The sequence below is a fragment of the Nocardia sp. FDAARGOS_372 genome (assembly GCF_002554515.1).
GTDB lineage: Bacteria > Actinomycetota > Actinomycetes > Mycobacteriales > Mycobacteriaceae > Nocardia > Nocardia farcinica.
Map to the genome: position 1 here is coordinate 5858315 of NZ_PDDW01000001.1, position 22966 is coordinate 5881280.

A 22966-nucleotide genomic window follows, 5' to 3' on the forward strand; every position below is an offset into this window, starting at 1 on the left:
CACCAAAACGGTGGTGGGGTGGGTCAGTTGAGGGGCAGGGGGGTGCCGCCGCGGGCGGTGAGCATGGTGGTCAGCAGGTCGGATTCGTTGCGTTGGCTGGCGACCATGCCCGCGGCGAGGGTGCGCACGGCGGTGGTGGCGGCGTGCTCGGCGGCGTACTCCATCATCGGCATGCCGCCCTGGTGGTGGCGCAGCATGAGGCTCAGGAACAGGGTGTCGGCGGCCGGGGAGGACGCGTCGCGCAGGGCGGTCAACTCCTCGCGGGTTGCCATGCCGGGCATCGCCGTCACCGGCCCGCTGTCGCCGTCGGCCTGGCCGCCGTGCCCGTGGCCGCCGGTCTCGGCCATCCAGCCCATGTATCCGTCGACGGCCTGGACGGGCTGGTCCCACAGCTGCAGCCAGCCCTGCATCCGCCCGACCTGGCTCTGCTGCGTGGTCAGGATGTCGTAGGCGATCCTGCGCACCTCGGTGTCGGTCGAGCGCAGCAGCGCGATGCCCGCCATCTCCACGGCCTGCGTGTGATGGACGGACATGTCCTGCAGGAAGCCGACGTCGACGGCGTTCGGATCGGGTTGCGGGTCGCCGTCGAGCGGCAGCCGGATCAGGGCGCCGATCGCGATGCCGAGCAGGATCGCGCCGAGCGCGCCCAACACCAGCAGCGCACCGCGCTGCCGACGGACCTGGGCGCCGAACCCCTGTTCCGCGGAGGTCTCCATCTACTGCGTCGGCTGACCGGGAACGGGCGCGCTCGGCACCCCGGGAATGCCGGGCACACCGGGCACCATGCTGCCGAACTCCGAGACGTCGGCCGCGATGCCGCTGCCGTCGACGGGCTTGGCGTCGGGGCCGGGCGGCGTGGGATCGAACGGGTTCGGGTTCTCGCCGAACGGCGGGTTGGAGCAGGAGCCGCCCACCTCGGGATGGGTGTAGGGGTTCTGCCGCAGGGCGGTGATGAACTGGTTGATCCGCTTGTCGTCGGGGCTGTCCACCTTCAGCTGGTGGCCCCACGCCTGCAACGAGACCGCGGCGTCCAGGCCGGGGTAGGGCGACATCATCGTGTACTGCTTGCCCTCGACCTTGCCCTTCAGCGTGTCGAGACCGGCGTTGTCGATCTTGTCCGGGTTGTAGGCGATCCACACCGCGCCGTGCTCGAGCGAGTGCACCGCGTTCTCGGTGCGGATCGGCTGGTCGTAGACGGCCCCGGTGCAGTCGGCCCACTCCTGGTCGTGGGAGCCGCCGAAGGCCGGGGTGCGGTCGTAGGCGACCCGCTCGGCGGCGCTGACGTGCTTGCCGGTGGCCCCGCTGTAGTCGACCTCGACGATGCCGGGGATCTGCTCGGCGGGATCCTGCTGCTCCGCGCTGGGGGTGTAGCGCTCCAGCTCGGCCTGCTCGCGGTATTTGGGGACCAGGCTGTAGGCGAGGGCGCCGACCAATGCGATGATGACCGCTGCCGCGCCGATGGCCAACCACGGGATGGGGCGTTTGGTCGGCAGCTGGCCCTTGCCACCACCCCGTTTGCGGGAAGAGGTCTTCCCGGCGGCGCGGACGGCCTTGGCCGACTTCGAGGCGCTGTTGCTACTCGGCATCGCTCGTGTGTGCTCTCTCGATGTGGTGAACCGTGTGGGGTTCGTTACGGACCGGTCCGCGGCGGTGCCCGCCCGAAGGTGTTCACCTGCCCAGACCATAGGATAGAGACTCGTGACTCCAGCTGACCTTGCCGATCTCCTTCGTGCCACCGCGGCGAAGGTGCTAGCCGAACGCGGGCTGGACCCCGCGGTCCTGCCCGACGAGGTCACCGTGGAGCGTCCCCGTAATCCCGAACACGGCGACTATGCCACGAATCTGGCGATGAAGGTGGCCAAGAAGGCGGGTACGAATCCGCGCGATCTGGCCGGCTGGCTGGCCGAGGCGCTCGGCGCCGCCGACGGCATCACCTCCGCCGAGGTCGCCGGTCCCGGCTTCCTGAACATCCGGCTGGCCGCCGCCGCGCAGGGCGCCGTGCTCGAGCAGGTGCTCGCGGCCGGGTCCGGCTACGGCACCGCCGACACCCTGCGGGGCACCAAGATCAATCTCGAGTTCGTCTCGGCGAACCCGACCGGGCCGATCCACCTCGGCGGCACCCGCTGGGCGTCGGTGGGCGACGCGCTGGGCCGCATCCTGGCCGCCCAGGGCGCCGACGTGACCCGCGAGTACTACTTCAACGACCACGGCGCCCAGATCGATCGCTTCGCGAACTCGCTGGTCGCCGCCGCGACCGGGCAGCCGACCCCGGACGACGGTTACGCGGGCGCCTACATCGGCGAGATCGCCGAGCAGATCGTGGCCGAGCATCCCGAGGCGCCGACCCTGCCCGCCGACCAGCGCCACGAACTGTTCCGCGCCGAGGGCGTGGAGTTGATGTTCGCCCACATCAAGCGGACCCTGCACGAGTTCGGCACCGATTTCGACGTCTACTTCAACGAGAGCACGCTGTTCGCCTCCGGTGCGGTCGAGCAGGCGGTCGAGACCCTGAAGGCCTCCGGCGACCTGTACGAGAAGGACGGGGCGTGGTGGATCGCGAGCTCCGAATACGGCGACGACCAGGACCGCGTGGTGATCAAGAGCGACGGCAACGCCGCCTACATCGCCGGTGACATCGCCTACTTCCAGAACAAGCGGTCGCGCGGGTTCGACCTGTGCATCTACATGCTCGGCGCCGACCACCACGGCTACATCGGCCGGTTGAAGGCCGCCGCGGCCGCGTTCGGCGACGACCCCGCCACCGTCGAGGTGCTGATCGGCCAGATGGTCAACCTGGTGCGCGACGGCCAGGCGGTGAAGATGAGCAAGCGCGCGGGCACCGTCGTCACCCTCGACGACCTGGTCGAGGCCATCGGCGTCGACGCCGCCCGCTACGCGCTGGTGCGCTGGTCGGTGAACTCCAGCGTCGACATCGACCTGAACCTGTGGACCAGCCAGAAGAACGAGAACCCGGTCTACTACGTGCAGTATGCGCACGCCCGCACCGCCTCGATCGGCCGTAATGCCGCCGCGTTCGACTACGCGAGCGTCACGCCGGATCTGTCGCAGCTCACCGCCGACGAGGAGGGCGAGCTGATCCGCACGATCGGCGAGTACCCGCGGGTGGTGGCGAGCGCGGCGAGCCTGCGCGAGCCGCACCGGGTGGCCCGCTACCTCGAGGAACTCGCGGGCGCCTACCACCGTTTCCAGACCAACTCCAAGCTGCGCGTGCTCCCGCTGGCCGACGACCCGGTGAGCCCGCTGAACGCCGCTCGGCTCGTCCTGGTCAACGCCACCCGTCAGGTGCTGGCCAACGGCCTGGCCCTGCTCGGTGTCAGCGCGCCGGAGCAGATGTGATGAGCTGCTGCTGTAGGAAGGACGCCCCGTGAGCGCGCACCCCGCCGGTCCCCGGCATGCCGAATCGAGCGCCACCCCCCATCTGGCGCAACGGCCGGTCGACCCGAAGCAGATGATCGAGCTGCCAGCCAACGTCTGGCCGCGCAACGCCACCCGCGACGAGGCGGGCCAGGTGCGGCTGGCGGGTGTGCCGGTGCGCGAACTGGCCGAGCAGTTCGGCACGCCGCTGTTCGTGGTCGACGAGGACGACTTCCGGTCGCGCTGCCGCGACATGGTGCGCGCCTTCGGCCCCGACGCGCGGGTGCACTACGCCTCCAAGGCGTTCCTGTGCGGGGAGATCGCGCGCTGGCTGCGTGACGAGGGCCTCTCGCTGGACGTGTGCTCCGGCGGTGAGCTGGCGATCGCGCTGCACGCGGGCTTTCCCGCGGAGCGGATCGCGTTGCACGGCAACAACAAATCGGTCGCCGAGCTGGAAGCGGCGGTCGCCGCGGGCGTCGGCCACGTGGTGGTCGACTCGCTGATCGAGATCGAGCGGCTCGAGGCGGTCGCCGAGCGCGCGGGCGTGGTGCAGGACGTGCTGGTGCGCGTCACCGTCGGCGTGGAGGCCCACACCCACGAGTACATCTCGACCGCGCACGAGGACCAGAAGTTCGGCTTCTCGATCGCGGGCGGCGACGCGATGGAGGCGCTGGCGCGCGTGTTCGAGGCGAGCAACCTGCGCCTGGTCGGCCTGCATTCGCACATCGGCTCGCAGATCTTCGAGATCGACGGCTTCGAGATCGCCGCGCGGCGCATGCTCGGCCTGCTGCGCGCGGCCATCGACACCTTCGGCGTCGAGCGCACCGCGCAGATCTCCACCCTGGATCTCGGTGGCGGTCTCGGCATCTCCTACCTGCCCGAGGACAACCCGCCGCCACTGGACGAGTTCGCCGCGAAGCTGCGCGCGATCGTCGCCGAGGAGGCGGCCCGCGCCGGCCTGCCCGAGCCGACCATCGCGGTCGAGCCCGGCCGTGCCATCGCCGGACCCGGCACCGTGACCGTGTACGAGGTCGGCACCATCAAGGACGTCTCGCTCGACGCCGGGCTGCGTCGCCGCTACGTCAGCGTGGACGGCGGCATGAGCGACAACATCCGGCCCGCGCTCTACCAGGCCGACTACGACTGCCGGCTGGTCTCGCGGCCCTCCGAGGCCGAGGCGGTGCTCGCCCGCGTCGTCGGAAAGCACTGCGAGAGCGGCGACATCGTCATCCGCGACACGTGGATGCCCGCCGATGTCGGCCCCGGTGACCTCATCGCGGTGGCCGCCACGGGCGCGTACTGCTATTCCATGTCCAGCCGGTACAACCAGCTGACGCGTCCGGCGGTCGTCGCCGTGCGCGACGGCAGCGCCCGGCTGGTGCTGCGCCGGGAGACGGTGGCGGATCTGCTGAGTCTGGAGGTTGAGTCATGACCGAAGTGGCCGAGAACGGTGGCTGGGGCGCCGATCGCCCGATCGGTGTCGCGGTGCTCGGAATGGGCAACGTGGGCACCGAGGTCGTGCGGATCCTGCGCGAGCACACCGACGACCTGCGCGCCCGGGTCGGCGCTCCGGTGGTGCTGCGCGGTGTCGCGGTGCGCAACCTCGACAAGGATCGCGGCCTGCCCGCCGACCTGCTCACCACCGACGCCGAAGCGCTGGTCGCCCGTCCCGACGTGGACCTCGTCGTCGAGGTCATCGGCGGCATCGACCCGGCCCGCGCGCTGATCCTGGCCGCTCTCAACGCGGGCAAGTCCGTGGTGACCGCGAACAAGGCGCTGCTGGCCGACTACACCGGCGAACTGGCCGCCGCCGCCGAGCGCAACCGGGCCGACCTGTATTTCGAGGCCGCGGTGGCGGGCGCGATCCCGGTGGTGCGGCCGCTGATCCAATCGCTGTCCGGCGACCGGGTCAACCGGGTGGTCGGCATCGTCAACGGCACCACCAACTTCATCCTGTCCGCGATGGACGAGACCGGCGCCGACTACTCGGCGACCCTCGCCGAGGCGACCCGTCTGGGCTACGCCGAAGCCGACCCGACCGCCGACGTCGAGGGCTACGACGCCGCCGCCAAGGCCGCGATCCTGGCGTCGCTGGCCTTCCACACCCGGGTCACCGCCGCCGACGTCTACCGGGAGGGCATCTCCCGGATCACCGCCGAGGATCTCGAGACCGCCTCCGCGGTGAACTGCACGGTCAAACTGCTGGCTATCTGCGAGCGGGTCGCCGCGGGACCGGGCGAGCCCAGCCCCGCCGAGGGCGGCAAGGAGCGCGTCTCGGTGCGCGTCTACCCGGCGCTGATCCCGCGCAAGCATCCGCTGGCCGCGGTCAGCGGCGCGTTCAACGCCGTGGTCGTGGAGGCCGAGAACGCGGGCAGGCTGATGTTCTACGGCCAGGGCGCCGGCGGCGCGCCGACCGCGTCCGCGGTGCTCGGTGACCTGGTGATGGCCGCGCGCAACAAGTTCTACGGTGGCCGCGCGCCGGGCGAATCGGTTTATGCTGAGCTACCGATCGCGCCGATCGGCGATACGCCCACCCGCTATCACGTGAACCTGCAGGTCGAGGACCGTCCCGGTGTTCTGGCGAAGGTGGCGGGCGAGTTCGCCAAGCACGAGGTCAGCATCTCGACGGTCCGCCAGGAAGGACACGGCGAGGGTGCGCGCCTGGTCGTCGTGACCCATCACGCGATGGAGTCGGCGCTCGCGGACACCGTCGCCGCCCTGGCGGAGATGGAGTCCGTCACGTCCGTGACAAGTGTCCTGAGACTGGAAGGCACCGAAGAATGAGTACCGCAGGAGTCGCCCCCCAGGCCGGCGTGCATTCCCGCTGGCCGGGTCTGATCGCGGCCTACCGTGATCGGCTCGCGGGCGCGGCCGACTGGGAGCCGGTCACGCTGTTCGAGGGCGGCACCCCGCTGGTGCCCGCTCCGTACCTGTCGGAGCTGACCGGCTGCGAGGTGTACCTGAAGGTCGAGGGCGCCAACCCGACGGGGTCGTTCAAGGACCGCGGGATGACGATGGCGATGACCGACGCCAAGTACCGCGGCCAGCAGGCGGTGCTGTGCGCGTCCACCGGCAACACCTCGGCGTCGGCCGCGGCCTACGCCACCCGGGCGGGCATGACCTGCGCGGTGCTGATCCCGCAGGGCAAGATCGCGATGGGCAAGCTGGCGCAGGCGGTCATGCTGGGCGCGCAGATCATCCAGGTCGAGGGCAACTTCGACGACTGTCTCGAGCTGGCCCGCAAGGTCACCGCCGAGTTCCCGGCCGTCGGCCTGGTCAACTCGGTCAACCCGGCCCGCATCGAGGGCCAGAAGACCGCCTCGTTCGAGATCTGCGACGTGCTCGGCAAGGCGCCGGACGTGCACGCGCTGCCGGTGGGCAACGCGGGCAACATCACCGCCTACTGGCGCGGATACCGCGAGTACTACGCCGACGGCATCACCGGCTCGCTGCCGCGCATGCTCGGCGTGCAGGCCGCGGGCGCGGCGCCGCTGGTGCACGGCGCGCCGGTGAAGGAGCCCGAGACCATCGCGACCGCCATCCGCATCGGCGCCCCCGCCTCGTGGAACGGCGCGGTCGCGGCCAAGGAGGAGTCCGGCGGTGCGTTCCGCGCGGCCACCGACGAGGAGATCCTCGCCGCGTACCGCCTGGTGGCCGCCAAGGAAGGCGTGTTCGTCGAACCCGCCTCGGCCGCCAGTGTCGCCGGTGTGCTCGCCGCGCGTGCGGAAGGCTGGCTGGAGCCCGGGCTCACCGTGGTGTGCACGGTGACCGGCAACGGCCTCAAGGACCCCGATACGGCGCTGCTCGGCATGCCGCAGGTGGAGGCGATCAAGGTCGACCCCGTGGCCGTGGCCACCCGACTCGAGCTGGCCTGAGTTGAACCCGCGCGAGAGTCAGTTGATGACACGGACGCTGCCCGCCGGTCTCACCGTGACCGCGCGCGTGCCCGCGTCGAGCGCCAACCTCGGGCCCGGATTCGACTCGCTGGGCATGGCTTTGGGCATCTACGACGAAATCGAGGTGCGCACCACCGATTCCGGGCTCACCATCCGGGTCGAGGGCGAGGGTGCCGACGACGTGCCCTGGGGCCCTTCGCATCTCGTGGTGCGCGCCATCGAGCGCGGCCTCGAGCATGCCGGGGTGTGGGCCGACGGCCTCGATGTGGTGTGCCGCAACGTGATTCCGCATTCGCGCGGGCTCGGCTCCTCCGCCTCCGCGGTGGTCGGCGGCCTGGCGGCGGGGTGCGCGCTGGCGGCGAAGCTGGACGAGAGCCTGGCCACCGCGGCCGACGAGCTGGTGCAGCTGGCCTCCGAATTCGAAGGCCACCCCGACAACGCGGCGGCCAGCGTGCTCGGCGGCATCGTGGTGTCCTGGACCGAGACCTCGGCCGAGGCGCAGGCCGAGGTGCCCGACCACGGCCGGGTCTACCGCGCCGTGCGGCTGGATCCGCACCCCACGCTGCGCCCGGTGGTGCTGATCCCGGAGGTGCGCTCGTCCACCGCGCACACCCGCGGGCTGCTGCCCGAATCGGTGCCGCACGGTGACGCGGCGTTCAACGTCAGCCGGGCCGCGCTCGCGGTCGTGGCGCTCACCACGCGGCCCGACCTGCTCATGCCCGCCACCGCCGACCGGCTGCACCAGGCCCAGCGCGCGCCCGCGCTGCCGCTGACGACGCGCTGGATCGACCGGCTGCGCGCGGCGGGCATCCCGGCCACCGTGTCGGGGGCGGGGCCGACGGTGTTGGCCCTGGGTACCGGGGAATTTCCCGCCGAGCTCCGCGCACTGGCGGCGGAGGAGGGGCTGCGGGTCGTCGAGCCGGGACTCGCCGAAGGCGTCCTGGTCGACTGACGGCGAGTCTGCCTTGCCGAGCTTCACCGTTGCCAGCTATCCTGGGCAAGTCCGTACATCGTGCGCATCAGACGCCGGTGCTTCATCAGGGCAATCGCTCCAGCAGGCTCCAGGCTCGAGCCTCCAGGCCATGGGGGTACTGCGTAGCTGCGCAACTGGAATGATCTCTCCCACCTTTCATCACCGGTGGCGAAGCCTCCGGTCCGGCGGGGCAGGCGATACGGCAACACCGAGTCCGGCACAGTGCCCGGACTGCGGGACGAACCCTCGAAACAGCAGACGGCAGTCGAGGGAAGGAAAGGATTTCCGTGACAGATACGGACCTGCTCGCGACACCCGGGGTGGATTCCAACCCAAGTTCCTCGGGCGGCCGCGAAAGTGAATCCGGACAGATTTCGAAGATGAGCGAACACACCGACGTCGCACGATCGGGGCTGACTGGGATGTTGTTGCCGCAGTTGCGCGCCCTCGCCGGGGAGCTCGGTATCCGAGGTACCTCCGGGATGCGCAAGGGCGATCTGATCGCCGCCATCAAGGAGAATCAGGCCGGCCGGGCCGCCAAGGCCGACAAGCCCGCTCGCTCCGAGGCGAAGTCCGAGCAGACCGCGCTCGACGTGCAGCCCGCGAAGGACAAGACCGCGCCCGCCGAGAGCAAGGCCGCCGAGGTGAAGGACGCCGCGCCGACCGCGCAGGCCGCCGCCCCGACGCAGGCCCCGGCCGCCGCGCCCGAGCGGTCCGCCGAATCCGCCCCGGCCGAGTCCGGCGCGGGGGAGGGCAAGACCGCCGAGGGCAAGGCTGCCGAGAGCGGTGAGGACACCGGTCGCGAATCGGGTCAGCGTGGCCGTGGTCGCCAGCGGCGTGGCCGTGACCAGGCGCGTTCCGGCGGTGGCGAGAACGCCGAGGCTCAGGAGTCCAAGACCGATGCCGACCAGGGTGAGCGGCGTCGTGACCGCAACCAGGGCGACCGGCAGGGTCAGGGTGAGCGCGCCCAGCAGGGTGAGCGTGCCCAGAACGCCGAGCAGCGCAACCAGAACGCGGGTGGCCGCAACGACGGCGGCCGCACGGACGGGCGCGGCGGTGACGACGAGGAAGGCGGCCGCGGCCGGCGCGGGCGCCGGTTCCGCGAGCGCCGTCGCGGGCGTGACCGCGAGAGCGGCGGCGGTGAGAGCCGCGAGCTCGAGATCCGCGAGGACGACGTCCTGCAGCCGGTCGCGGGCATCCTCGACGTGCTCGACAACTACGCGTTCGTGCGCACCTCCGGCTACCTGGCCGGGCCGAACGACGTGTACGTGTCGATGAACCTGGTCCGCAAGAACGGCCTGCGCCGCGGTGACGCGATCACCGGCGCCGTGCGCGCCCCGCGCGACGGTGAGCAGGGCAACCAGCGGCAGAAGTTCGATCCGCTGGTGCGGCTGGACACCGTCAACGGCGGCGACGTCGAGGCGGCCAAGCGGCGCCCCGAGTTCGGCAAGCTCACTCCGCTGTACCCGAACCAGCGGCTGCGGCTGGAGACCACGCCGAACAAGCTGACGACCCGCGTGATCGACCTGATCATGCCGATCGGCAAGGGCCAGCGCGCCCTGATCGTGTCGCCGCCGAAGGCCGGTAAGACCACGATCCTGCAGGACATCGCCAACGCGATCGCGACCAACAACCCCGAGTGCTACCTGATGGTGGTGCTGGTCGACGAGCGTCCGGAAGAGGTCACCGACATGCAGCGGTCGGTGAAGGGCGAGGTCATCGCCTCGACCTTCGACCGTCCGCCGAGCGATCACACCTCGGTCGCGGAGCTGGCCATCGAGCGGGCCAAGCGCCTGGTCGAGATGGGCAAAGACGTTGTGGTGCTGCTCGACTCGATCACTCGACTCGGCCGCGCCTACAACAACTCCTCGCCCGCCTCGGGTCGCATCCTCTCCGGCGGTGTCGACTCGACCGCGCTGTACCCGCCCAAGCGGTTCCTCGGCGCGGCGCGCAACATCGAGAACGGCGGCTCGCTCACCATCATCGCCACGGCCATGGTGGAGACGGGTTCGACCGGTGACACGGTGATCTTCGAGGAGTTCAAGGGCACCGGCAACGCCGAGCTCAAGCTCGACCGCAAGATCGCCGAGCGGCGCGTGTTCCCCGCGGTGGACGTCAACCCGTCCGGTACCCGTAAGGACGAGCTGCTGCTGAGCCCCGACGAGGCCGCGGTGCTGCACAAGCTACGGCGCGTGCTGTCCGGTCTCGACTCGCACCAGGCGATCGACCTGCTGATCGACCGCTTGAAGAAGTCGAAGAACAACCTCGAGTTCCTGATGCAGGTCAGCAAGACCGCGCCGGGCGCACTCGACGAATAGTTCGCTCGCCACCGAGAGGGCCTCGCGCACGCGGGGCCCTCTCGGCGTCTGCGGCCGGAAGAACACCAGCCCGATCGTCGCCGCGCCGGAGATCATGCAGGTGAACAGCGCCGCGAGCGACGCAAGCGCCGCGTCGACGTCGGCGGGTGTGGTGGCCGGGTAGGAGGTCAGCTCGGCCTCGGCGGTGGCGGGTTCGGGCGGCAGCGCCCAGCCGAGTGCGGCGAGAAGTACCAATGACACGAAGATCGCCCCGGCGATGCGACCGGTCATGGTGCTCCTTCCCGCGCTGTACGGAAGATTCGGTGTGGTGGGCCACCGTGGATTCCCGGATTCACGGTAGAAGTGGGACGGTCGTCCCTACGCGGGTAGCCGGCTACTCGAATCTCGGGAAGGACGCGGAACAAAGTGGTGCGCCGGGGTGTTTTGGGTGGGTGACGGCGGTTCTGGCATACTGGATCGCTGTGCGTCTGCGGCTCGCGCAGACAATCCCGCCTAGTCGGTTCCGGTTCACGTTCACGCCCGTGGGCGACCCGGCGACCAATATCGAGAGGACATCCATGAAGGCAGGAATCCACCCGGCCTACGTCGACACCACCGTCGTCTGTGGCTGCGGCAACACCTTCCAGACTCGCAGCACCAAGGAGTCCGGCCACATCACCGTCGAGGTCTGCTCGCAGTGCCACCCGTTCTACACGGGCAAGCAGAAGATCCTGGACACCGGTGGTCGCGTGGCCCGCTTCGAGGCCCGCTACGGCAAGCGTGCCGGCAAGAAGGCCGACGCCAAGTAGCTTCCTCGCCGACGCCCGGTCCTGCTGTGCAGGCCGGGCGTCGGTGTTTTGTCGGGCACCCGCACCAGAGGAAGAGGAAGCACCATGACGCAGCCGTCCGCGATCGACGACATCCTGGCCGAACACGCCGGCCTGGAGACCCAGCTGGCCGATCCGACGCTGCACAACGACCCGTCGGCCGCCCGCCGGGTCGGCAAGCGATTCGCCGAGCTCGCGCCGATCATGGCCACCTACCGCAAGCTGGAGTCCGCGCGCGCGGATCTGACCGCCGCCCGGGAACTCGCCGCCGACGACGCCTCGTTCGCCGCCGAAGTTCCCGAGCTGGAACGCCAGGTCGACGAGCTGGAGCAGGCACTGGCCGATCTGCTCGCCCCGCGCGACCCGCACGACGGTGACGACGTGGTGCTCGAGGTCAAATCCGGCGAGGGCGGCGAGGAGTCGGCCCTGTTCGCCGCGGATCTGGCGCGCATGTACATGCGCTACGCCGAGCGCCGCGGCTGGCGCGTGGAAGTGCTCGACGCCACCGTCTCCGACCTGGGCGGCTACAAGGAAGCGACGCTGTCGATCAAGAGCCGCGACGCCGCGCGCGACGGGGTGTGGTCGCGGTTCAAGTTCGAGGGCGGCGTGCACCGCGTGCAGCGGGTGCCGGTCACCGAGTCGCAGGGCCGCATCCACACCTCGGCGGCGGGCGTGCTCATCTACCCCGAACCCGACGAGGTCGCCGAGGTGCAGATCGACGAATCCGATCTGCGCATCGATGTCTACCGCTCCTCGGGCAAGGGCGGTCAGGGCGTCAACACCACCGACTCGGCCGTTCGCATCACCCACCTGCCCACCGGCATCGTGGTGACCTGCCAGAACGAGCGCTCCCAGCTGCAGAACAAGGCCCGCGCGATGCAGGTGCTGGCGGCCCGGTTGCAGGCGCTGGCCGAGGAACAGGCCGAGCAGGAGGCCGCGGCCGGGCGCGCGAGCCAGATCCGCACGGTCGACCGGTCCGAGCGCATCCGCACCTACAACTTCCCGGAGAACCGGATCACCGACCACCGCATCGGCTACAAGTCGCACAATCTCGACGCCGTGCTCGACGGCGACCTCGATGCCCTGCTCGACGCGCTGGGCAAGGCCGACCGGGAAGCGCGGATGGCCGCGGAATGACCGGAATTCCGGCATCCGCCGCTCACGGCCGGGCGATCTCGGGCACAGTGATGGCGTGAGTCGAACAGCGTTGCGCCCGGTCATCGAGGAAGCCGCCGAGAAGCTGCGGGTGGCGGGCGTGCCCAGCCCCCGCACCGATGCGGAATGCCTGGCCGCGCATCTGCTCGGCGTGGAGCGCGGGCGGCTGGCGCTGGTCCCGCTGGCCGAGCCCGAGGTCGTCGAGCGCTACCGCGAACTGATCGACCGCCGCGCCGAGCGGGTGCCGTTGCAGCACCTGACCGGCGTCGCGGCGATGGGGGAGATCGACCTGGCCGTCGGACCAGGGGTGTTCGTCCCGCGGCCGGAAACCGAACTGCTGTTCGCCTGGGCGCTGGCCCACCTGGAGACGCTGCCGCACGATCACCAGCCGATCGTGATCGATCTGTGCACCGGATCGGGGGCGCTGGCGCTGGCCATCGCGCACGCCAGGCCGGACGCGCAGGTGCACGCGGTGGAACTGGACCCCGCCGCGCTGCGCTGGGCCCGGCGCAACGCCGACGAGCGCATCGCCGACGGCGACACTCCCATCACCCTGCACGCCGACGACGTCACCGATCCGAGCCTGCTCACCGACCTGAACGGCCGCGTCGACCTCGTCGTCGCCAATCCGCCCTACATTCCCGAGGGCGCCGTGCTCGACCCCGAAGTCGTCGACCACGACCCGCACCTCGCCCTGTTCGGCGGTGCCGACGGACTCGACGTGATCCGCGGCATGGTGCCCACCATCGCCCGCCTGCTGCGTCCCGGCGGCGCCACCGGGATCGAACACGACGACTCCAACGGCGGTGCGCTCGCCGCGCTGCTCACCGCCCACGGCGAGTTCAGCGAGGTCGTCGAACACCCCGACCTGGCCGGAAAACCGCGCTTCGTGGTCGCCGTCCGCAGCTGAGCGCGGCCGTGGGTTCCCCGGTCGCCGCCAAGGTGGCGGGGGATGGTGGAGCGGGCGCGCTCGCGTGACAGGATGGTTGCCGTGAGTACCGTCTACGACTGCGCGGATCCCGACTCGCGCGCCGCCGGACTGACCGCGGCCACCAGTGCCCTCAAGTCCGGGCGACTCGTGGTCATGCCCACCGACACCCTGTACGGCCTGGCCGCCGACGCCTTCGACTCGACCGCGGTGGCCGAGCTGCTGGCCGCCAAGCGGCGCGGCCGTGACATGCCGGTCCCGGTGCTGGTCGGATCCTGGAACACGATCGATGGACTGGTGTTCTCGGTGCGTCCGCAGGCCAGAGACCTGATCCGGGCGTTCTGGCCCGGTGGCCTGAGTCTGGTTGTGCAGCAAGCTCCTTCGCTGGCCTGGGATCTCGGGGACACCCGCGGCACGGTGATGCTGCGGATGCCGCTGCACCCGGTCGCGCTGGATCTGCTGCGCGACGTCGGCCCGCTGGCCGTGTCGAGCGCCAACGTCTCCGGACAGCCGCCCGCCACCACGGCCGCCGTGGCGCGCGAGCAGCTGGGCAGCCTGGTCTCGGTCTATCTGGACGGTGGCCCGGCCGCGCACGCGGTGGCCTCCACCATCGTCGATCTCACCGCCGACCGGCCGCGGATCCTGCGCGAGGGTGCGGTCTCGGCCGCCGAGATCGCCGAAGTGCTCGGCATGTCGCCGGACGAACTGACCGGCACCGCGGCGCGGTGAGCCGCATGCAGCGACGCATGATCGGGCGGTATCGCGGGTGATGCTGGCGTTCTCGCCGTTGGCAGGCTCCGGTTCGGTGGTCCCGCTGCGCGAGCTCGTGCTGGTCCTGCTCGTCTCCGCCACGGTGACCTTCCTGGCGACCGGCGGCGTGCGGGTGCTGGCGATCGGCTTCGGCGCGATCGCGGTGCCGCGGGAGCGCGATGTGCACCTCGAGCCGATTCCGCGGATGGGCGGGGTGGGCATGTATGTCGGCGTCGTCGCCGCCGTGCTGTTCGCGCACCAATTGCCCGCGCTGCGAAGAGGTTTCGACTATGCCCCGGACATTCCGGCGGTCCTGGTCGCGGCCACGCTGATCGTCGCGGTCGGCATCGTGGACGACCGCTGGGGTCTGGACGCGCTGACCAAGTTCGCCGGGCAGGTCACCGCCGCCGGGGTGATGGCGGTGATGGGCCTGAGCTGGTACGTCATCTACAACCCCTTCGACGACTCCACCGTGGTGCTGGACGCGCTGCAGGGCGGCCTGGTCACCGTCGCCATCACGGTGACGCTGATCAACGCGATGAATTTCGTCGACGGCCTGGACGGCCTGGCCGGCGGGCTCGGCTTCATCGCCGCGGGCGCGGTGTTCGTGTTCTCGGTCGGTCTGCTCTACGAACAGGGCGGCTCGGTGGACACCTATCCGCCCGCCCTGCTCGCCGCCGCGCTGGCCGGTGCCTGCCTGGGATTCCTGCCGCACAATTTCCAGCCCGCGCGGATATTCATGGGCGATTCCGGATCGATGCTGATCGGATTGATGCTGGCCGCCGTCTCCACCGGCGCCTCGGGGCGAATTCCGCTCCAGGGATACGGCCCGCGCGACATCGTCGGTCTGCTCTCGCCGGTGCTGTTGGTCGGCGCGGTGATGTTCATTCCGGTGCTGGATCTGCTGCTGGCCATCGTGCGCCGGGTGCGCGCCGGGGTGAGTTTCTCCACCCCCGACAAAATGCACCTGCACCACCGGCTGTTGCAGATCGGGCATTCGCACCGCCGCGTCGTGCTGCTGATCTACCTGTGGGTCGGGGTGCTGGCCTTCGGCGCCGTCGGCACGTCGCTGATGGATCGCAGGCTGGTGGTGCTGTTGATGGCGGGCGGACTGGTGTTCGCGCTGGTGGTGACGGCCGTACCGGGTCTGCGGCGTGGGGAGGCGGCGCAGCGCCGTCCGCCGTCTGGGTAAAGTCGGTGGCGTGAGTTTCACCCCCACCCCCGTCCCCGGTCCCGACGCGCCGCTGAAGTCGGCGCTGCGCTACGGCCTGATCGGGCTGGCGGTGCTGGTCGTGCTGAGCGCCGCGATAGCGGGCGCCGCCGCCGGCCTGCCCGGGCTGTGGGGGGCGCTGCTCGGCGCGGCCATCGGCGGCGTCTTCATCCTCACCACCGCGGCGGTCGTGCTCTTCGGCGCCAAGCTGCCGCCGAGCACCGCGGGGCTGGTGATGCTGGTCAGCTGGGTCGCCAAGGTGCTGCTGGTGCTCATCGCGGTGGCGATCCTGAACCGCTTCGACTTCTACGACCGGGTGGCGCTGTTCCTCACGGTGATCGGCGCGTTGGTGATCGTGCTCGGCGCCGAGACGTACGGCGTTCTGCGCCAGAAGGTTCCGTATGTCACTACCACCGCGGGCGACCCCGACCCCGCCGATCGGGCGGACTGACTTCACCCCCCTACACAGCGTCGTAGATACCTTGGTAAAGTGTTGGTAAGCAAGCGACCAAGCGAGGGGCACTCACCTCGATGGCCCTCCGTGCCGCTATGCTTACTGCCGTGCCGGACTCCGAGGGTTCCGGTTCTGCATGTCGACGATGTCGCCGACACACGTACAGACGCCTAAGCGGTTTGCCGCACAGCTGCTGACGAACTTCGAGCCGACCTGAGTCGACCAAATTGATCGTCAATGTCCGATCGAACCGCGGGAATGACCGAACCCGCGGCCCGAACACGGGAGAGAACGCTGAGCGTCACCACTTTGGCGGCGGGTGAGTTCCACGCGCCGTCGCTAACCGACTTCTTCCCTCCAGCTGTGCTGTTCGAGGGAACGCCGTTCGAACTCGATCGTTTGATGCTGGTCCGGCTGCTGATGACCGCGGTGCTCGTGGCCGTGATGCTGCTGGCATTCCGCAGCCCCCGGATCATTCCGCGCGGCCTGCAGAATGTCGCCGAAATCGGCCTGGTCTTCGTCAAGGAACAGATTGCCGAAGAGGTGCTCGGCAAGGAAACCGGCCGCAAGTTCTTCCCGCTGATCGCGACGATCTTCTTCACGGTCCTCTTCCTGAACTTCTCCGGCATCGTCCCGCTGCTGAACATCTCCTCGAACGCGCGGATCGGTATGCCGCTGGTGCTGGCCGTCGTGGCGTACATCGCGTTCAACTACGTGGGCATCAAGAAGTACGGCTTCTTCACCTACATGCGCAGCAGCATCGTCGTGCCGAACGTGCCGCCCGCGCTGCACGTGCTGCTGATCCCGATCGAGTTCGTCTCGACGTTCATCCTGCGTCCGTTCACGCTGACCGTCCGACTCATGGCGAACATGCTGGCCGGCCACATCATGCTGGTGCTGTTCTTCAGCGCGACCTGGTACTTCCTGTTCGACGCGACCGCCTGGATGAAGGTGTTCTCGCCGTTCTCGCTGCTCGCGGGGCTCGGGTTCACCCTGTTCGAGATGCTGGTCATCTTCCTGCAGGCCTACGTGTTCGCCCTGCTGACGGCCGTGTACATCGGTCTCGCCGAACACGCCGACTCCCACTGACCGCACTACCCATCACCGCCAGACCTGCTACACCGCGCCACCCGGCGGGTGAGCAACAGAAAGGGAAAGAAGACTCATGAGCCTCTCGTACCTGGCCCAGGAAGCTGCCAACGAGTCGACGCTGAAGGGCCTCGGCGCCGTCGGCTACGGCCTGGCCGCCATCGGCCCGGGCATCGGCGTCGGCATCGTCGTCGGTAAGGCGATCGAGGGTATCGCCCGCCAGCCCGAGCTGCAGGGCACGATCCGCACCAACATGTTCCTCGGCATCGCGTTCACCGAGGCGCTGGCCCTGATCGGCCTCGTCGCCGGCTTCATCTTCTGATTCCGATGTACGAGTACTCAGTACTGGCAGCGGAGAGCGGAGAGGATGTGAATCCTCTCATCCCCGCAACGTACGACATCGTCTGGTCGGTCGTCTGCGTCGCGATCATCGCGGTCGTCTTCTACAAGTACGTCATTCCGCGCCTGACCAAGGTGCTGAACGAGCGGGCCGACAAGATCGAGGGCGGTATCGCCAAGGCCGAGGCCGCGCAGGCGGAGGCCCAGCAGACGCTGGAGCAGTACCAGCAGCAGCTGGCCGACGCCCGGCTGGAAGCCGCGCGCATCCGCGAGGACGCGCGCACCCAGGGCCAGCAGATCCTCGCGCAGATGCGCGCGGAGGCGCAGGCCGAGAGCGACCGCATCGTGGCCGCGGGCCACGCGCAGCTGGAAGCCCAGCGCCAGCAGATCCTGACCGAACTGCGCTCCGAGGTCGGCCGCACGGCCGTCGACCTGGCCGAGAAGATCATCGGTCAGTCGGTCTCGGACGAGGCCAAGCAGGCGGCATCGATCGAGCGCTTCCTGAGCGAGCTCGATTCCTCCGATGCCGGCATCGGGGTCGGAAGGTAACGACGCGAAAGTGAGAAGCATGTACGCAGCGAGCCGCGAGGCCAGCTCCCGGTCCCGGGAGGCGCTTCGGGCCGCTCTGACCGGAAGCGACAGTGTTGCCGCCACGACGGGCTCGGAACTGTTCGCCGTTGTCGCCGTGCTGGACGACCAGCGTTCGCTGCGTGTTGCGCTCGCGGACGTGTCGGTTCCCGGCTCGGCGCGCGCCGAGCTGAGTGAGCGGGTCTTCGGCGGCAAGGTCAGCGTCGCCACCCAGGCGGTGCTGACCACCGCCGTGGCGCAGAACTGGTCGCGCACCTCCGACATGGTCGACACGCTGGTGCTGCTCGGTCAGGAGGCGCTGCTCGAGTCGGCCGCCAACGCGGGCAGGCTGGACGCGGTGGAGGACGAGCTGTTCCGGCTCGGCCGGATCATCGCCGACAACGCCGACCTGGAGCAGGCGCTGTCGGATCGCGCGAAGCCCGCCGCGGCCAAGCGCGAGCTGCTCGCCCGGCTGCTGGCGGGTAAGGCCGAGCCGGTCACCATCTCCCTGGCGGAGCAGGTGGTCGGCCGCAACACCACCCGCATCGGCGCGGCCTTCGACGAACTGTCCGATCTGGCGGCGGCCCGCCGCGATCAGATCGTCGCGCACGTGCGCGCCGCGATCGCCCTGACGTCGCAGCAGCGGGAGCGGCTCGCCGCCTCCCTGCAGCGCATCTACGGCAAGCCGGTCACGGTGCACGTGCAGGTCGACCCGAGCCTGCTCAGCGGGCTGGTCGTCCGGATCGGCGACGACGTGATCGACGGCAGCGCCGTCGGCCGACTGGAGCGGCTGCGCCGGGAACTGGCCTAGGGCGGGCCGGCGCCACGGGCGGCCACCACACCGACATTCGAGACCCTTACAGCGAGAGCAGGAAGAACATGGCGGAGCTGACGATCTCCTCCGACGAGATCCGTAGCGCGATCGAGAGCTACACCCAGAGCTACACCCCCGAGACCTCCATCGAAGAAGTGGGTGTCGTCACCGACACCAGCGACGGCATCGCGCACGTCAGCGGCCTGCCCTCGGCGATGGCCAACGAGCTGCTCGAGTTCCCGGGCGGCGTGCTCGGCGTGGCGCTCAACCTGGAGGACCGCGAGATCGGCGCGGTCATCCTCGGCGAATTCGCCGAGATCGAAGAGGGCCAGCAGGTGCGCCGCACCGGCGACGTGCTCTCCGTGCCGGTCGGCGACAAGTTCCTCGGTCGCGTGGTCAACCCGCTCGGCCAGCCGATCGACGGCCTGGGCGAGATCGAGGCCGAAGAGCAGCGCGTGCTCGAGCTGCAGGCCGCGACCGTGCTGCAGCGCCAGCCGGTCGAGGAGCCGCTGGCCACCGGCATCACCGCCATCGACGCCCTGACCGCCATCGGCCGCGGCCAGCGCCAGCTGATCATCGGCGACCGCAAGACCGGCAAGACCGCGGTCTGCATCGACGCGATCCTGAACCAGAAGGCGAACTGGGAGACCGGCGACCCGACCAAGCAGGTCCGCTGCATCTACGTCGCCATCGGCCAGAAGGGTTCCACCATCGCCGGCGTCAAGGCCGCGCTGGAGGAGCACGGTGCGCTGGAGTACACCACCATCGTCGCCGCCCCGGCCTCGGACTCCGCCGGCTTCAAGTGGCTGGCCCCCTACACCGGCTCGGCCATCGGCCAGCACTGGATGTACCAGGGCAAGCACGTCCTGATCGTGTTCGACGACCTGACCAAGCAGGCCGAGGCCTACCGCGCCATCTCGCTGCTGCTGCGCCGCCCGCCGGGCCGCGAGGCGTACCCGGGTGACGTCTTCTACCTGCACTCGCGCCTGCTCGAGCGTTGCGCCAAGCTCTCCGACGAGATGGGCGGCGGCTCGATGACCGGTCTGCCGATCATCGAGACCAAGGCCAACGACATCTCGGCGTTCATCCCGACCAACGTCATCTCGATCACCGACGGCCAGGTCTTCCTCGAGTCCGACCTGTTCAACAAGGGTGTCCGCCCGGCGATCAACGTCGGTACCTCGGTCTCCCGCGTCGGTGGCGCCGCCCAGACCAAGGGCATGAAGAAGGTCGCCGGTTCGCTGCGTCTGGAAATGGCCCAGTACCGCGAGCTGGAGGCGTTCTCCGCGTTCGCCTCCGACCTCGACGCCGCGTCGCTGGCGCAGCTCGAGCGCGGCGCGCGCTGGGTCGAGCTGCTCAAGCAGGACCAGTACTCGCCGGTTCCGGTCGAGGACCAGATCGTCTCGATCTTCCTGGTCGACCAGGGCTACTACGACTCGGTGCCGGTCGGCGACATCCGCCGGTTCAACGCCGAGTTGCTCGAGGACCTGCACCGCTCCGCGGCGGACGCCTTCAAGTCCATCGAGGGCGGCAAGGTGCTCGAGGGCGAGGCGGCCGAGGCCATCAAGGCGGCCACCGACAAGTTCAAGCAGGGCTTCCTGGCCTCCGACGGCAGCCGTGTCGTCAACGAGGCCGCGGCGGGCGAGCTGGGCCACGAAGAGGTCGAGTCGCTGTCGGTCACCCGCAAGCACGTCGAGAAGTAATCGGTCGAGCAATGCGCTATTCGATTGTCGGCATCACGCCGACCACAGCGAATGAAGGGGTGAACCGTGGCTAGCTTGCGCGAATTGCGCTCCCGCATTCGTGGTGTGAATTCGATCAAGAAGATCACCAAGGCCCAGGAGCTGATCGCCACCTCGCGCATCTCCAAGGCGCAGGCCAGGGTTGCCGCCGCGAAGCCGTATGCGGAGGAGATCACGAAGGTGCTCGGCGAGCTGGCGAGCGCGTCGAAGAACCTCTCGCATCCGCTGCTGACCGAACGCCCGAACCCGCGCCGGGCCGCCGTGCTGGTGATCACCAGTGACAGCGGCATGTGCGGTGGTTACAACTCGAACGTGCTCAAGCGCGCCGAAGAGCTGATGACCACCCTGCGCAACGAGGGCAAGGAACCGGTGCTCTATGTGATGGGCGCCAAGGGCCTGACCTACTACACCTTCCGCAACCGGCCGTTCGTGTCGGCGTGGACCGGGTTCTCGCAGCAGCCGAAGTACACCGATGCTTCGGCCGCCTGCCGCCACCTGGTCGACGCCTTCATGGTCGGGTCGGACGGCGAGGTGCCGCACCCGAACGGCACCGGCGACATCGCCGGCGTCGACGAGCTGCACATCGTCTACACGCGGTTCGTCTCGATGCTCACCCAGACCCCGGAGGTGCGCCGCCTGGCGCCGATCCAGGTGAGCTTCGTCGACGAGAACTTCGACATGGGCGAGGACTCGTTCTCCGATTCCCCGACCGCCGAGGTTCAGGCGCAGTACGAATTCGAGCCCGACGCCGATGTGCTGCTGGCGGCGCTGCTGCCGAAGTACGTCAATACGCGTATCTACGCGTCGTTGCTCGAGGCAGCGGCATCCGAGTCCGCGGCTCGGCGCACCGCAATGAAGGCGGCCACCGACAACGCCAACGAACTCGCCAGCGTGTTGCAGCGTGAGGCGAACTCGGTGCGCCAGGCCCAGATCACGCAGGAAATCAGCGAAATCGTCGGCGGTGTGAACGCGCTGGCGTCGAGCTCGGACCGCGACTAGAAGCGCCGCGGCATGAGCGAACGGCCCGAAGGCGGGAGCTTGCGTAGCCACGTAGGGCCCGCGAATGCCGCCAACCGACACAGAGAGAACCAATCCAAATGACCGCAGCTGTCACTCAAGACAACACGAGCCGGACCGGCGCCGCCGCAGGCCGCGTCGTCCGGGTCATCGGCCCCGTCGTGGACGTCGAGTTCCCGCGTGGCGCGATTCCTGAGCTGTTCAACGCTCTGCACGCCGACATCACGCTGACCTCGGTGGCCAAGACGCTGACCCTCGAGGTCGCCCAGCACCTCGGCGACAACATCGTCCGCACCATCTCCATGCAGCCGACCGACGGCCTGGTCCGCGGCGCGACGGTCACCGACACCGGCAAGCCGATCTCGGTGCCCGTCGGCGACGTCGTCAAGGGCCACGTCTTCAACGCCCTCGGCGACTGCCTGGACACCCCCGGCCTGGGCCGCGACGGCGAGCAGTGGGGCATCCACCGCAAGCCGCCGAGCTTCGATCAGCTCGAGGGCAAGACCGAGCTGCTCGAGACCGGCATCAAGGTCATCGACCTGCTGACCCCGTACGTGAAGGGCGGCAAGATCGGTCTGTTCGGTGGCGCCGGTGTCGGCAAGACCGTTCTGATCCAGGAGATGATCACCCGTATCGCGCGGGAGTTCTCCGGCACCTCGGTGTTCGCCGGCGTCGGCGAGCGCACCCGTGAGGGCACCGACCTGCACCTGGAGATGGAGGAGATGGGCGTCCTCCAGGACACCGCCCTCGTCTTCGGCCAGATGGACGAGCCGCCGGGCACCCGTATGCGCGTGGCGCTGTCCGCGCTGACGATGGCGGAGTACTTCCGCGACGTCCAGCACCAGGACGTGCTGCTGTTCATCGACAACATCTTCCGGTTCACCCAGGCCGGTTCCGAGGTCTCGACCCTGCTGGGCCGCATGCCCTCGGCAGTCGGTTACCAGCCGACCCTGGCCGACGAGATGGGTGAGCTGCAGGAGCGCATCACCTCGACCCGTGGCCGGTCCATCACCTCGCTGCAGGCCATCTACGTGCCCGCCGACGACTACACCGACCCGGCGCCGGCGACCACCTTCGCCCACCTGGACGCGACGACCGAGCTCTCCCGCCCGATTTCGCAGAAGGGCATCTACCCCGCCGTCGACCCGCTGACCTCGACCTCGCGCATCCTCGAGGCCTCGATCGTCGGCGACCGGCACTTCGCGGTGGCCAACGAGGTGAAGCGGATCCTGCAGAAGTACAAGGAGCTGCAGGACATCATCGCCATCCTCGGCATGGACGAGCTCTCCGAGGAGGACAAGGTCCTCGTCGGCCGCGCCCGTCGCCTGGAGAAGTTCCTCGGCCAGAACTTCATCGTGGCCGAGAAGTTCACCGGTCAGCCGGGTTCGGTCGTGCCGCTCGAGCAGACCATCGACGACTTCGATCGCGTCTGCAAGGGCGAGTTCGACCACTACCCCGAGCAGGCGTTCAACTCCTGCGGTGGTCTCGACGACGTCGAGAAGGCCGCCAAGAAGATCGCCGGAAAGTAGTCAC

21 protein-coding genes are annotated in these 22966 nt (G+C 69.5%); 19 read left to right on the forward strand and 2 right to left on the reverse strand.

Annotated elements, in window-relative coordinates; genetic code table 11:
* Positions 1–23 precede the first annotated feature (23 nt).
* Both CRM89_RS27260 and CRM89_RS27265 read right to left on the reverse strand, forming a co-directional pair.
* Complete coding sequence (locus CRM89_RS27260) at positions 24–716, reverse strand: DUF305 domain-containing protein (protein ID WP_098086631.1); 693 nt, start codon at positions 714–716, stop codon at positions 24–26.
* Positions 717–1586, reverse strand: a complete 870-nt coding sequence (locus CRM89_RS27265) for a DUF3105 domain-containing protein (protein WP_172964582.1) — start codon at positions 1584–1586, stop codon at positions 717–719. It abuts the gene before it with no gap.
* Between the two features lie 112 nt (positions 1587–1698).
* On the opposite strand from CRM89_RS27265, the gene argS reads away from it, so the two are divergent.
* From argS to atpD, 19 genes are all read left to right on the forward strand, one after another.
* Entirely contained in the window at positions 1699–3357 is a 1659-nt protein-coding gene (gene argS / locus CRM89_RS27270) for an arginine--tRNA ligase (RefSeq protein ID WP_098086633.1), read from the forward strand.
* A gap of 28 nt (positions 3358–3385) precedes the next feature.
* A complete protein-coding gene (gene lysA, locus CRM89_RS27275) occupies positions 3386–4807 on the forward strand; it encodes a diaminopimelate decarboxylase (RefSeq protein WP_011207578.1) in 1422 nt (473 codons plus the stop codon).
* The gene (locus tag CRM89_RS27280) at positions 4804–6159 is read left to right on the forward strand and encodes a homoserine dehydrogenase (protein ID WP_060592998.1); all 1356 of its coding nucleotides are present in this window, start codon (positions 4804–4806) and stop codon (positions 6157–6159) included. The genes lysA and CRM89_RS27280 overlap by 4 nt, the downstream gene beginning before the upstream one ends.
* A complete protein-coding gene (gene thrC, locus CRM89_RS27285; protein WP_060592997.1) occupies positions 6156–7250 on the forward strand; it encodes a threonine synthase in 1095 nt (364 codons plus the stop codon). Before CRM89_RS27280 ends, thrC begins: the two co-directional genes overlap by 4 nt.
* 25 nt (positions 7251–7275) lie before the next feature.
* Positions 7276–8223: a homoserine kinase gene (gene thrB / locus CRM89_RS27290; RefSeq protein ID WP_011207581.1), complete on the forward strand. Its 948-nt coding sequence runs from the start codon at positions 7276–7278 to the stop codon at positions 8221–8223.
* 308 nt (positions 8224–8531) lie between these two features.
* Positions 8532–10562 (forward strand): transcription termination factor Rho, encoded by a 2031-nt coding sequence (gene rho / locus CRM89_RS27295; protein WP_098086634.1) that lies wholly within the window; start codon positions 8532–8534, stop codon positions 10560–10562.
* 557 nt (positions 10563–11119) lie between these two features.
* The gene (gene rpmE / locus CRM89_RS27300) at positions 11120–11350 is read left to right on the forward strand and encodes a 50S ribosomal protein L31 (RefSeq protein WP_011207583.1); all 231 of its coding nucleotides are present in this window, start codon (positions 11120–11122) and stop codon (positions 11348–11350) included.
* Positions 11351–11434: 84 nt separating this feature from the next.
* On the forward strand, positions 11435–12505 hold the full coding sequence (gene prfA, locus CRM89_RS27305; RefSeq protein WP_011207584.1) for a peptide chain release factor 1: 1071 nt from the start codon (positions 11435–11437) through the stop codon (positions 12503–12505).
* 55 nt (positions 12506–12560) lie between these two features.
* Positions 12561–13433 (forward strand): peptide chain release factor N(5)-glutamine methyltransferase, encoded by an 873-nt coding sequence (gene prmC, locus CRM89_RS27310; RefSeq protein WP_011207585.1) that lies wholly within the window; start codon positions 12561–12563, stop codon positions 13431–13433.
* An 81-nt stretch (positions 13434–13514) separates the two neighbouring features.
* A complete protein-coding gene (locus CRM89_RS27315) occupies positions 13515–14180 on the forward strand; it encodes an L-threonylcarbamoyladenylate synthase (RefSeq protein WP_098087144.1) in 666 nt (221 codons plus the stop codon).
* A gap of 40 nt (positions 14181–14220) precedes the next feature.
* Entirely contained in the window at positions 14221–15393 is a 1173-nt protein-coding gene (locus CRM89_RS27320) for an MraY family glycosyltransferase (protein ID WP_041560704.1), read from the forward strand.
* A 10-nt stretch (positions 15394–15403) separates the two neighbouring features.
* The gene (locus CRM89_RS27325) at positions 15404–15862 is read left to right on the forward strand and encodes a hypothetical protein (RefSeq protein ID WP_011207588.1); all 459 of its coding nucleotides are present in this window, start codon (positions 15404–15406) and stop codon (positions 15860–15862) included.
* A 240-nt stretch (positions 15863–16102) separates the two neighbouring features.
* Positions 16103–16954: a F0F1 ATP synthase subunit A gene (atpB, locus tag CRM89_RS27330; RefSeq protein ID WP_011207589.1), complete on the forward strand. Its 852-nt coding sequence runs from the start codon at positions 16103–16105 to the stop codon at positions 16952–16954.
* Positions 16955–17030: 76 nt separating this feature from the next.
* Positions 17031–17276, forward strand: a complete 246-nt coding sequence (locus tag CRM89_RS27335) for an ATP synthase F0 subunit C (protein ID WP_011207590.1) — start codon at positions 17031–17033, stop codon at positions 17274–17276.
* Positions 17277–17281: 5 nt separating this feature from the next.
* Positions 17282–17842 carry a F0F1 ATP synthase subunit B gene (locus CRM89_RS27340; RefSeq protein WP_011207591.1) on the forward strand — a complete coding sequence of 187 codons (561 nt, stop codon included), beginning with the start codon at positions 17282–17284 and terminating at the stop codon, positions 17840–17842.
* 19 nt (positions 17843–17861) lie between these two features.
* On the forward strand, positions 17862–18671 hold the full coding sequence (locus CRM89_RS27345) for a F0F1 ATP synthase subunit delta (RefSeq protein WP_060592993.1): 810 nt from the start codon (positions 17862–17864) through the stop codon (positions 18669–18671).
* A gap of 68 nt (positions 18672–18739) precedes the next feature.
* A complete protein-coding gene (gene atpA / locus CRM89_RS27350) occupies positions 18740–20377 on the forward strand; it encodes a F0F1 ATP synthase subunit alpha (RefSeq protein WP_011207593.1) in 1638 nt (545 codons plus the stop codon).
* 66 nt (positions 20378–20443) lie between these two features.
* Positions 20444–21415: a F0F1 ATP synthase subunit gamma gene (locus tag CRM89_RS27355; protein ID WP_011207594.1), complete on the forward strand. Its 972-nt coding sequence runs from the start codon at positions 20444–20446 to the stop codon at positions 21413–21415.
* Between the two features lie 98 nt (positions 21416–21513).
* Positions 21514–22962: a F0F1 ATP synthase subunit beta gene (atpD, locus tag CRM89_RS27360; protein ID WP_011207595.1), complete on the forward strand. Its 1449-nt coding sequence runs from the start codon at positions 21514–21516 to the stop codon at positions 22960–22962.
* Positions 22963–22966: the final 4 nt, after the last annotated feature.

What these genes read in the sequence shown, in the direction of transcription:
- CRM89_RS27260 (WP_098086631.1), bottom strand. Translation starts at nt 716, where the DNA reads ATGGAGACCTCCGCGGAACAGGGGTTCGGCGCCCAGGTCCGTCGGCAG.
- CRM89_RS27265 (WP_172964582.1), bottom strand. Translation starts at nt 1,586, where the DNA reads ATGCCGAGTAGCAACAGCGCCTCGAAGTCGGCCAAGGCCGTCCGCGCC.
- CRM89_RS27280 (WP_060592998.1), top strand. Translation starts at nt 4,804, where the DNA reads ATGACCGAAGTGGCCGAGAACGGTGGCTGGGGCGCCGATCGCCCGATC.
- thrC (WP_060592997.1), top strand. Translation starts at nt 6,156, where the DNA reads ATGAGTACCGCAGGAGTCGCCCCCCAGGCCGGCGTGCATTCCCGCTGG.
- thrB (WP_011207581.1), top strand. Translation starts at nt 7,276, where the DNA reads ATGACACGGACGCTGCCCGCCGGTCTCACCGTGACCGCGCGCGTGCCC.
- rpmE (WP_011207583.1), top strand. Translation starts at nt 11,120, where the DNA reads ATGAAGGCAGGAATCCACCCGGCCTACGTCGACACCACCGTCGTCTGT.
- prfA (WP_011207584.1), top strand. Translation starts at nt 11,435, where the DNA reads ATGACGCAGCCGTCCGCGATCGACGACATCCTGGCCGAACACGCCGGC.
- CRM89_RS27320 (WP_041560704.1), top strand. Translation starts at nt 14,221, where the DNA reads ATGCTGGCGTTCTCGCCGTTGGCAGGCTCCGGTTCGGTGGTCCCGCTG.
- atpB (WP_011207589.1), top strand. Translation starts at nt 16,103, where the DNA reads ATGTCCGATCGAACCGCGGGAATGACCGAACCCGCGGCCCGAACACGG.
- CRM89_RS27335 (WP_011207590.1), top strand. Translation starts at nt 17,031, where the DNA reads ATGAGCCTCTCGTACCTGGCCCAGGAAGCTGCCAACGAGTCGACGCTG.
- CRM89_RS27340 (WP_011207591.1), top strand. Translation starts at nt 17,282, where the DNA reads ATGTACGAGTACTCAGTACTGGCAGCGGAGAGCGGAGAGGATGTGAAT.
- CRM89_RS27345 (WP_060592993.1), top strand. Translation starts at nt 17,862, where the DNA reads ATGTACGCAGCGAGCCGCGAGGCCAGCTCCCGGTCCCGGGAGGCGCTT.
- atpA (WP_011207593.1), top strand. Translation starts at nt 18,740, where the DNA reads ATGGCGGAGCTGACGATCTCCTCCGACGAGATCCGTAGCGCGATCGAG.
- atpD (WP_011207595.1), top strand. Translation starts at nt 21,514, where the DNA reads ATGACCGCAGCTGTCACTCAAGACAACACGAGCCGGACCGGCGCCGCC.